Origin of the sequence: Moraxella oblonga NBRC 102422, assembly GCF_001598275.1 — a bacterium.
GTDB lineage: Bacteria > Pseudomonadota > Gammaproteobacteria > Pseudomonadales > Moraxellaceae > Moraxella > Moraxella oblonga.
Genome location: NZ_BCYQ01000056.1, coordinates 1 through 10,421, shown reverse-complemented (window position 1 = coordinate 10,421; position 10,421 = coordinate 1). Strand labels below are relative to the sequence as shown.

Sequence of the window (10,421 nt, the reverse complement as noted above, 5' to 3'; positions counted from 1 at the left end):
GGGTTTATCCTCTTGTAAAAGCCCAAATCCAACGCAGAGTTGAGCTTGTTTGTGAAAAATTGACAATCATAGAACTGCCATATCCCCCTAATTATAACACAATTTTTTATATTGAAAAGAACCAAAAATGATAAATCAGAGAATTTTTAACATTTTTGAGTATTTTGATGTATTTTTCACTTATAATACACCGCCATTTAACCAACCATCACACAACATAGCCACTGCTTATCCATGCCACATTTACAAAAACACAACCAAATCCGCACGCTTAGAGTTTTAGTGCTTGCTTTCTCTGCTTTTATTTTTAATACTACCGAATTTATCCCTGTTGCCTTGCTTTTAGATATTGGGACAAGTTTTAACAAATCCGCCTCCGAAGTGGGCATTATGATGACAGTGTACGCATGGATTGTGGCGGTAATGTCGCTACCTGCAATGCTTGCCACTGCCCACATCGCCCGCAAAAAACTCCTACTTGGCTTGTTTGGGCTATTTGTGGCAAGTCACATATTGACCGTCATCGCCCACAACTTTACCGTATTACTCATCGCTCGGGCGGGCGTGGCACTTGCTCATGCCATCTTTTGGTCAATCACCGCAAGCCTTGTCGTACGTGTTGCCCCCAAAGGTCGGCAAACATGGGCTTTGGGGCTACTTGCCACAGGTTCAGCACTTGCTACCGTACTGGGCTTACCACTTGGACGAATTTTGGGACAATATTTGTCATGGCGAGCGACTTTTGGCGTAATTGGTGGATTGGCACTGATTTGCATGGTATTATTGGCAGTGATTTTACCCAAATTACCCAGTCGTGATGCAGGAGATTTAAAAAGCTTACCCAAAATCATCAATAATAAACCTTTATTGATTGTATATGTATTAATCGCCCTTATAGTAACAGCACATTTTACCGCTTATAGTTATATTGAACCATTCATATTACAAATTGCCCATTTTAATGCCGATTACACCACTATTGTTTTGTTATTATTTGGTATGGCAGGGATTATATCAAGCTGGTTATTTGGGAGATATTATGACAAATATCCTAAATTATTTTTAATCATCGCATTCATGGTGGTATTGATATGTTTATCATCAATGTTATTATTTGCTAAGACGCCATTATCATGGGCGATATTGTGCATGACATGGGGTATTGGTATGACTGCGGTGAGCTTGGTATTACAGTTACGCACCCTAAAACTTGCTTCCAAAGAAACAGATGTTGCCATGAGTTTATTTTCTGGTATTTATAATATTGGTATTGGAGGTGGTGCTTTATTGGGAGGTTTGGTCATTACACATATTGGTCTTGGTATGATTGGTTATGTGGGTGCTATGATTGCCTTATTTGCGATTATCATCTACATCATTTCTTTAAAATCATCAGGGTATGTTAAACATTTATAACACTCTTTATGTTTGAGAAATATCATAAAAATCAATTATTTGTTATTTACATTAAAAATTTAATCTGCCCCACAAAATTTTAAATGATACAAAAAGTCATTATTTTTTAATAGAGATTACTTATGAATCATCAACACATCAAACCTTCCATTTCTTTGGCGACGTTTAAACAGTTGCCAACAGATTTTATCGTTACTGAATTGTTGGATATTGAGTTTAGTCAAAAAGGAGAACATTGTTGGTTTTATATTCATAAAACCAATCTAAATACAGCATTTGTAGCAAAACTACTCTCACAATGGGCAAATATCCCTCTGTCTGATATTGGTTTTAGCGGTCTAAAAGACAGACGAGCCAGCACCTACCAATGGTTTAGCCTACGCTTACCAAAACAAGAATTGCCCCATACAGATTTTATCAATTTTACCAAAGCACATCTTAATCCTGATGAAAGTTTATCTATTATAAAAATTGTTTGGCACCATAAAAAATTGGGGCGTGGTACACACAAACACAATCATTTTAACATTACACTTAGACAGGTTGTGGGTCATCGTAATGATATTGAAAAACAACTCAACATCATACATCATCAGGGCATACCCAATTATTTTGGTCATCAGCGTTTTGGTATAGAACAGTCAAATATTGAACACACCAAACAATTTTTTGAACAATTATTATCCACCGATAAACCCTACAAGCCAAACAAAAAAGATGTACAAAAACACGGTATGTATATATCTGTTGCAAAAAGTTTGTTATTTAATGCCATATTGTCAAAAAGGGTAAATCTAAATTGTTGGGACAAACCAATAGAAGGCGATGTATTTAATCTAAATGGAACAGGATCTATTTTTACATCAAGCATTGACGATGATATTATAAAACGCATGGCTGATAAAGACATACACCCAACCATCTTATTATTTGGCACAGGAGATATCAAGCATACCGATGACAGCTTAGCATTACATCAAGACATATTTAATTTACCACAATTTGACATATTTATTAAAGGTTTGTTAAAAGTCAATAGTAAGTTATCCTATCGTGCTACTAGATTATTAATCCAAGATTTATCATGGGAATGGCAAGATGATAACTTGGTGCTAGATTTTATTTTACCAAGTGGTACTTTTGCTACTTGTGTGATTGATGTTTTGGTTGATGATGTTAGGACGTGATAAATATTAAATACATCATAAAATCTAAGAGTAATAAAAATTTGATTTATTGTTCAATAAAATTCATCATACTTAACAAACTCAATATTTAAAAATAAGGGCAATCTTAAATTGCCCTTATTTATCAATACAAAGTTTGCTTATTTGGGTGCAACCATTTGTTCTGGTCTAACAATCTCATCAAATTCTTCAGCCGTCAAAAGATTAAGCTCAATGGCGGTTTCTTTTAGAGATTTGTTGTTTTTGTAGGCGGTTTTGGCAACTTTGGCAGCATTTTCATAGCCGATTTTGCGGTTTAATGCCGTTACCAACATCAAGGAATTGTGCAAGAAATAGTCAATTTTTTCTTTAACAGGTTCAATACCCACCGCACAATTTTCATTAAAGCTGTTGCACGCATCGGCAAGCAAACGAATGGACTGCAATAGATTATAACCAATCACAGGCATAAAGACATTGAGCTCAAAATTCCCGCTTGCCCCTGCCAGATTAATGGTAACATCATTACCCATTACTTGAGCAACCACCATTGTCATCGCCTCCGACTGGGTGGGATTGACCTTGCCAGGCATAATAGATGAACCAGGCTCATTTTCTGGAATGGTAATCTCGCCCAAACCACATCTAGGACCACTTGATAGCCAGCGTACATCATTGGCGATTTTGTTTAGGCTGGCTGCCAAAGTCTTTAAAGCACCCGATGCAAACACTTCGGCATCTCGTGCAGCCAAGGCTTCAAATTTATTAGGAGCTGTTACAAAGGGCAAACCTGTCAATTCGGCGATTTTGGTAGCAGACTTGATGGCATACTCAGGGTGGCTATTTAGACCTGTACCAACGGCTGTACCGCCAAGTGGCAATTGATACAAGCCTTGCAAGGCATTGTCAATCCGCACCAGTGCCAAATCAAGCTGAGCAACATAGCCACCAAACTCTTGTCCCAAAGTTAGGGGTGTGGCATCTTGCAAGTGAGTACGACCAATCTTGACAATATCGGCAAAATCAGCCGACTTTTTGGCAAGGGTCTCACGCAAGGCTTTGATGGCAGGGATTAGAATACGATTGATTTCAACAGCACTTGCCACACGAATGGCAGTTGGAAAACTGTCATTGGTGCTTTGGGCGTGATTAACATGGTCATTGGGGTGAACAGGCTTGTAAGTGCCTTTTGGGTTACCAAAAATTTCATTGGCACGGTTGGCAATGACTTCATTCATATTCATATTAGACTGCGTGCCAGAGCCTGTTTGCCAAACCACAAGCGGAAACTGGTCAGCAAGATTGCCTGCGATGATTTCATCGGCTGCTTGCACAATCAAATCTTTTTGGCTATTTTCAATCCGCCCAAGCTCAGCATTGGTAATCGCTGCAGCTTTTTTGACGGTTGCCATCGCCACAATCAACGGACGAGGCAAAGTTTCGCCACCGATTTTAAAATTATCACGGCTTCTTTGGGTTTGTGCACCAAAATAGGCATTGGCAGGAACCTGCACCTCGCCCATTGTGTCTTTTTCAATACGAATGTCGGTCATAGAATTTTCCTTAGTGATAAAAAATTTGTTAAAATAAACATCATTAATATAGCACTATTAAAATTTATTTTCAATCAAAAATAATTATCATTTTAAATAGCAAACATTAGGAAAACTTATGGATAATGCCACCCTACGCCGTCTTGTCAAACGCCAGCGAAAAAAACTTGACCCCAAACAACGTGCTAATTTTGCCCTAATGACAAGCCTGCACTTGCCCAAGCTGTTACCTCACTTACCCAAACACGCCAAAATTGGGTTGTATTTGGACGATTTTGGCGAACTGCCCACCGCACCAATTTTGGCATTTTGTCAAAAACATGACTTCACCCCTTTTTTGCCCATCACCAAAAAAAATCAAGCCTTAACATTCGCCCCTTGTTTTTATGACCTGAAAAAAACACCCTTAAAACGCCACCCACTTGGCATGAAAGAGCCATTTTTAAAAAATGCAGTTTTGGCAAATCGCCTAGATTGTATCATTTGTCCGCTTGTGGCAGTAGATAGACATGGTAACAGGCTTGGCATGGGCGGTGGATTTTATGACCGCACCTTTGCCCATTTTACAGGATTAAAGGTAGGCTGGTGTTATCATTTTCAAATCGTGGAAAATTTGGCGGTTAATACATGGGACAAAAAAGTGGATATGGTGGTGAGCGATAAAGGATTATTAAGGTTTTAATAAAAATAAGGGCAAATTAAATTCACCCTTATTAAAAACCACTACATTTTTAGAATTACATCATGTTCATCAAATTCTTTTTGACAATTTGGACAAAGATGAATGTATTGTTTTTGATAAAAGTCGTCCCACGTTTTATCCAAATCCAGTTCAAGGTTAATAAAAATACTATCACTCAACCAAATCTCATGTTGATGATGACAATGTGGGCAGGCAATTAAATGGGGCATTGCTGGCATTGTCATAATTACACAATTTCCTCACAGCACCATAGACGCCACCCACCCAAACACGATAAGCGGTATGTTATAGTGGATAAAGGTCGGTATGACGCTGTCTTTGATGTGGTCGTGCTGACCGTCCACATTGAGTCCCATCGTAGGTCCTAGCGTTGAGTCAGAAGCAGGCGACCCTGCATCGCCCAGCACGCCTGCCGTAGCAACGAGTGCCAAAGTTGCCATCGGACTAAAGCCCATCGCCATACATAGTGGCACATAGATGGTGGCAATGATTGGCACGGTAGAAAAAGATGACCCAATCCCCATCGTAACAATCAACCCCACGATAAGCATGGCAAGGCTTGCCAGAGCTTTGTTATCACCAAACACGCCCACTGCTGACTGTACCAGTGGCTCAATGTGTCCTGTGGCTTTCATCACTTCGGCAAAGCCTTGAGCACTAATCATGATAAAGCCAATCATCGCCATCATCTTGATACCATCATTAAAGACATCGTCCGCCTTGTTCCAGCCAACCACCCCTGTCGCCATAAAAATGGCAAAACCAGAGAGCGAACCTAGCACGAGCGAGTCTGTTTTTAATTGAATGACAAACGCCACAACAATCGCCGCAAGGGTAACAATGACTTTAAAACCCATTTTACCATCACTCGCCACAGACACATCATCGCCTTTGATGGCAAGCGTTTTGGTGTTATCGTAGCTTTTGGGTTTGCGATAACTCACAAATACCGCCATCAATAACCCAAGCACCATACCAAGTGCAGGGATTGCCATCGCTTTCATCACCGAAATGTTTGAGGTATCAAGTCCTGATTTGGCAAGGTTTGCCATGATGATTTCATTTAAAAATATATCCCCAAAACCATAAGGGATAAACATATAGGTATTGACCAATCCAAACGTAATCAGGCAGGCAATCAGTCGTCTGTCCACCCTTAATTCATTAAACACACTCAAAAGTGGTGGAATGAGTAGCAAAATAAAAGCAATATGAATGGGAATGAGGTTTTGACTTAGACAAGCAAATAGTACAATGATACCAAAAACCGCCCATTTTACCCCACCGCCTTTGGCATTTTTGACTGACACAATCACCTTATCCGCCAAAGCCTTAGGCACGCCAGAATGAGCAATCGCCATCGCAAATGCCCCAAGCATGGCATACGATAAGGCAATACCCGCCCCACCCTTAATGCCATTTTGAAAATGCGTCAATACCCCCACCGTCTCACCCACATCTGTCAATGGTAAGCCAGCCAAGAGTCCACCAACAACCGCTCCCACAATGAGGCTAAGCACCACATGGACACGAGCCAAAGACAGCCCCACCATGATGATAACCGCCAATAATACTGCGTTCATTTTGCACCTTTTATTATCAGTCAATCAGAAAAAGCGATTATACCTTATTTTTACAAAAAATACACAAGATAAAAAGATTTTGGTATGATTTTAAAAAAATAAGACGTTTTAAAATTTCCTTCTCTTAATTTATATTCACAAATTTGTTATAATGGGCAAATTTTTATCAAAAAGAGATACGATTATGGGCTTTAATTGTGGTATTGTTGGACTTCCCAATGTGGGCAAATCCACCCTATTTAATGCTTTGACCAAAGCAGGCATCGCCGCCGAAAACTTCCCCTTTTGTACCAAAGACCCCAACACAGGGATTGTGCCTGTGCCTGACCCAAGATTGAAGCAACTTGCCGACATTGTAAAGCCTGAACGAGTGATTCCCACCAGTATGGAATTTGTGGACATTGCAGGGCTTGTCGCTGGGGCAAGCAAAGGCGAGGGTATGGGCAATCAGTTTTTAGCCAATATCCGTGAAACAGACGCCATCGCCCACGTGGTGCGGTGTTTTGATGATGACAATGTCATTCACGTGGACGGACGAGTCAATCCTTTATCCGACATTGAGACCATCAATACCGAGCTTGCGTTGGCGGACTTAGAGGCGGTTACTCGTGCCATTACCAACCTTTCCAAAAAGGCAAAAGGAGGCGACAAAGATGCCAAAGCAATGCTTGATGTCTTTACCAAGATTGAGCCATTTTTGGCGGACGGTAAGCCTGCCCGTATGGCAAATCTTGATGACGATGAGAAAAAACTCATCAAATCCTATGGGCTAATCACCCTAAAACCTGTGATGTATATCGCCAATGTGGCAGAAGATGGCTTTGAAAATAACCCTTATTTAACCCAAGTACAAGAATTTGCCAAAGCTGACAATGCCATTGTCGTGCCTTTATGCAACCAAATTGAGGCGGAGATTGCCCAGCTAGACGAGGACGAAAAGGCAGAGTTTTTGGAAGGAATGGGAATGAGCGAGGCGGGGCTTGACCGTGTGATTCGGGCGGGCTATGAACTTCTAAAAATGCAAACCTATTTTACCGCAGGGGTCAAAGAAGTGCGTGCGTGGACGGTGCCTGTTGGAGCGACCGCCCCAGAGGCAGCAGGGGTCATTCATACCGACTTTGAACGAGGCTTTATCCGTGCTGAGGTCATTGCCTTTGATGATTTTATAGAATATGGCGGTGAAAAAGGGGCGGCTGCGGCTGGCAAAAACCGCTTGGAGGGCAAAACCTACATCGTCCAAGATGGCGATGTGATGCATTTTAGGTTTAATGTATAAGTAGGTTTAAAGTATCAATATTAAAATGTCTATCAATCAAAATGGGGTGTATGGGATATGCCCCATTTTATTAAGGAGATAAAAATGATTATAGAATTGTCTTTATTACCCCCAAGCATCGCTAAGCAAATCAAACAGGTTGCCTATGGCGAAACAATACAATTTGCTAAAAAATGGTCAAGTATTTGCCAATGTCAATGCCATCAATTATAATGCGTTTTTATCACTTTATGCCAATACGCCTTTTGAGGTGGCGGATATTGATTTGCCAGAATTTGACAGAAGTTTAAGTAAAGTTGATATCCTATTTTTAGATTAAACAATCCTATGCCAAACCTTAGCCAATTATTAAGTAGCTTAGATATTAGTTTGATTGTCCTATTTGTTTTAATGGGGCTTGGGGTATTTAGTCAAAACAATACCATTATTTCGGCAACCGCTTTTTTAATCATCATCAAAGTAAGTCCCTTTAATGGCGTTTTAATGCCTTATATTGACAAATATGGACTTAGTTTGGGCATATTGATTTTAACCATCGGTGTCTTAACACCCATCGCCAGTGGCAAATTAAGCAGTGAAGTGATTATCAAATCATTTGTTAGCCCAAAATCCTTGCTTGCCATTGGCGTGGGGCTTTTGGTTGCCTATTTAGGCGGTCGTGGCGTTAAGCTAATGACGACCGAACCAAGCGTCATTGCAGGACTACTCATTGGCACGGTGCTTGGCGTGGCGTTTTTGCGAGGTGTGCCTGTCGGCCCTTTGATTGCAGCAGGGATTTTGTCCTTGTTTTATTGGCAAAAGTAACCTTCAAGATTATTTAAATTTAGGTCATAGCCTAAAAAGTATGCTACACCCACCCATAGTTGATGTAATGACACACCAAGTCAAATGCTTTTAAGTGGTTTTCTAGCTTTTTAAAGAAACAGCAAATTTTTCTAAATGCTCTTCTTGCAAAGGTTCTAAGTCTTGTGTTGTTACTTTCAATGCCAGCTAAAGTGTTTGCCTACCTGCTTGATGGCGTGCTTAAAAGCAGTCAGAAAGCTGTCCCAATGATCACAAGCAATTTTATCAAAGCTTACACCTAAACTTAGAAGTTTTGACCTTAACTGCTTGGCGGTAGCAAGATTTCTTTTGCCCCGCAACAATCTTACCTGTGTATCTGTCAAAGCTTGATGAACCAAACTTTGTTTTTCTTATGACCAACATAAGCCTAAAACTCATCTACTGCTAGGGTGTTGTAATGCTTTTGTCTTGGTTTGATTGAATGATTGCTGCTTGTAAGTACGCTAAGCACTTTACCCTTACTGACCTGTTCTAGTATCATACTGTCAGCAATGCTGCAACCACAAGCCAACATTAGACATATTTTGCCATCTATGCAAGCTTGGCAACCTTTGTAAGTAAGCTGTCAATGATGAATAAACTGTTGGTGGCAGTGTTTACAAAAATAGTTCTGCTTGCCATAGCTTTTTATGCCATTTTTCTTTATACTAGCAGATAGGCAACTTGGGCAAGTAATGGTAATTTGTGTCTTCATAACCCTAAATTACCAACTTTTGTTCAAGTTGCCTTTTTAGTTTTTGTTACAGCATACTTTTTGTATGAGTGCCAAGTTTTCCAAGTACAGAACATACTTTTTAGGAGTTAATATGGAAAGACCATTTAGCAATCAAAGCATTTCAAAACCACCGATTTTTATTGCATTAAGCAAAATGCAGGCGATGGCATTACCTGATGATTTGCCCCCTTTGTGGCATAAGGCAATGCACAGTGCGTCCGTTTTGGCAAATATGGGGCTTTATGCCGTTGCTCAGGGGACGCTTATGCTCCCCAAACGCATTGAAGGCAATATTGGGCAAAAAGCGAACATATACGACGATATGATGTCAATGCAAGACAATCGTGAATTGGTTGAAAAGGGCTATTTTCATCTTGAGCAAAATCCCAATCAAGCCGATTATCAAGTATTTATTCAAGACGCGTTTGTTAATTTGCCAATTGCGGTTAATGGTAAAAATCGCTATGATGCGTTAATTATTTCTGTGGAAGTGTATCAAGAGCCAAAGTTGTCTATATATTTTGCCATTCCTTATGTTGCTAAGCAAGATAATATTCAGGCATTTAAATTTTTACCTGTGGGTATTGATAATCCTGAACAGCCACAAATGGCGGAACTTTTAAAAGTTTTTTATCATCATTTGTTTGATTTTGTCTCGCCTTTGGCAACCGATGTCAATTTAAAATTGGCTTATGATGAGTCTTATTTTAGTCAAGAGCCTGTACAGCCCAATCAGTATTTTGAGCAATCAACCACTCAAAACTTTTCAGATGAATTGTCCTTAGCACAAGATGATAATACTTTTCAAAACCGCAATGCTTTTGAAACAGGAAATCTCAATGTTGAAAGTTTAAGTATTGCCGAATTGGCAAAACGCGCAAGAAATGGCGATAGGGTAGCCCAAAGAGTGCTTGGCATTCGTTATTTAACAGGCGATGGCATTAGCCAAAACTTACAAGAAGCCGAACGCTATTTGATAAAATCCGCCGAACAAGACGATGAGATTGCGTTGGATATTTTAGAGCAATTAAATGAGCAGTTAAATTATAATCCTAATCAGATGAGAAGTGGGTTTTTCTTAAAAGCAATGATTATTATGATAATTGTTATTGCGATTATCTTTTGGTTAAGTTAATTTAAATTTGGAACATAAATAATAATGAAAA

The 10,421-nt window shown here is 39.7% G+C and carries 10 protein-coding genes and 1 pseudogene; 7 read left to right on the top strand and 4 right to left on the bottom strand.

The window, feature by feature from the left end; all coding sequences use genetic code 11:
- Positions 1-234: 234 nt before the first annotated feature.
- Complete coding sequence (locus MOB01S_RS11250; RefSeq protein ID WP_066805468.1) at positions 235-1,416, top strand: sugar transporter; 1,182 nt, start codon at positions 235-237, stop codon at positions 1,414-1,416.
- A 122-nt stretch (positions 1,417-1,538) separates the two neighbouring features.
- Positions 1,539-2,603: a tRNA pseudouridine(13) synthase TruD gene (gene truD, locus MOB01S_RS11245; RefSeq protein WP_066805466.1), complete on the top strand. Its 1,065-nt coding sequence runs from the start codon at positions 1,539-1,541 to the stop codon at positions 2,601-2,603.
- Positions 2,604-2,743: 140 nt separating this feature from the next.
- Here truD and fumC read toward each other — a convergent pair whose 3' ends face one another.
- On the bottom strand, positions 2,744-4,135 hold the full coding sequence (gene fumC / locus MOB01S_RS11240; RefSeq protein ID WP_066805457.1) for a class II fumarate hydratase: 1,392 nt from the start codon (positions 4,133-4,135) through the stop codon (positions 2,744-2,746).
- Positions 4,136-4,253: 118 nt separating this feature from the next.
- Between fumC and MOB01S_RS11235 the strand changes: the two genes are divergently transcribed.
- A complete protein-coding gene (locus MOB01S_RS11235) occupies positions 4,254-4,817 on the top strand; it encodes a 5-formyltetrahydrofolate cyclo-ligase (RefSeq protein ID WP_066805455.1) in 564 nt (187 codons plus the stop codon).
- Between the two features lie 41 nt (positions 4,818-4,858).
- On the opposite strand, the gene MOB01S_RS11230 is transcribed toward MOB01S_RS11235, so the two are convergent.
- On the bottom strand, positions 4,859-5,062 hold the full coding sequence (locus tag MOB01S_RS11230; RefSeq protein ID WP_066805452.1) for a hypothetical protein: 204 nt from the start codon (positions 5,060-5,062) through the stop codon (positions 4,859-4,861).
- A gap of 15 nt (positions 5,063-5,077) precedes the next feature.
- Complete coding sequence (locus tag MOB01S_RS11225; protein ID WP_066805449.1) at positions 5,078-6,421, bottom strand: Na+/H+ antiporter family protein; 1,344 nt, start codon at positions 6,419-6,421, stop codon at positions 5,078-5,080.
- A 184-nt stretch (positions 6,422-6,605) separates the two neighbouring features.
- On the opposite strand from MOB01S_RS11225, the gene ychF reads away from it, so the two are divergent.
- From ychF to MOB01S_RS11215, 3 genes are all read left to right on the top strand, one after another.
- Positions 6,606-7,697: a redox-regulated ATPase YchF gene (ychF, locus tag MOB01S_RS11220; RefSeq protein ID WP_066805446.1), complete on the top strand. Its 1,092-nt coding sequence runs from the start codon at positions 6,606-6,608 to the stop codon at positions 7,695-7,697.
- Between the two features lie 145 nt (positions 7,698-7,842).
- The gene (locus MOB01S_RS12455; RefSeq protein ID WP_157073992.1) at positions 7,843-8,016 is read left to right on the top strand and encodes a hypothetical protein; all 174 of its coding nucleotides are present in this window, start codon (positions 7,843-7,845) and stop codon (positions 8,014-8,016) included.
- An 8-nt stretch (positions 8,017-8,024) separates the two neighbouring features.
- A complete protein-coding gene (locus MOB01S_RS11215; RefSeq protein WP_066805444.1) occupies positions 8,025-8,501 on the top strand; it encodes a DUF441 domain-containing protein in 477 nt (158 codons plus the stop codon).
- 43 nt (positions 8,502-8,544) lie between these two features.
- Here MOB01S_RS11215 and MOB01S_RS12210 read toward each other — a convergent pair.
- A pseudogene (locus MOB01S_RS12210) lies at positions 8,545-9,234 on the bottom strand (IS1 family transposase).
- Between the two features lie 112 nt (positions 9,235-9,346).
- Here MOB01S_RS12210 and MOB01S_RS11210 point away from each other — a divergent pair.
- A complete protein-coding gene (locus MOB01S_RS11210) occupies positions 9,347-10,390 on the top strand; it encodes an SEL1-like repeat protein (RefSeq protein ID WP_066805441.1) in 1,044 nt (347 codons plus the stop codon).
- Positions 10,391-10,421: the final 31 nt, after the last annotated feature.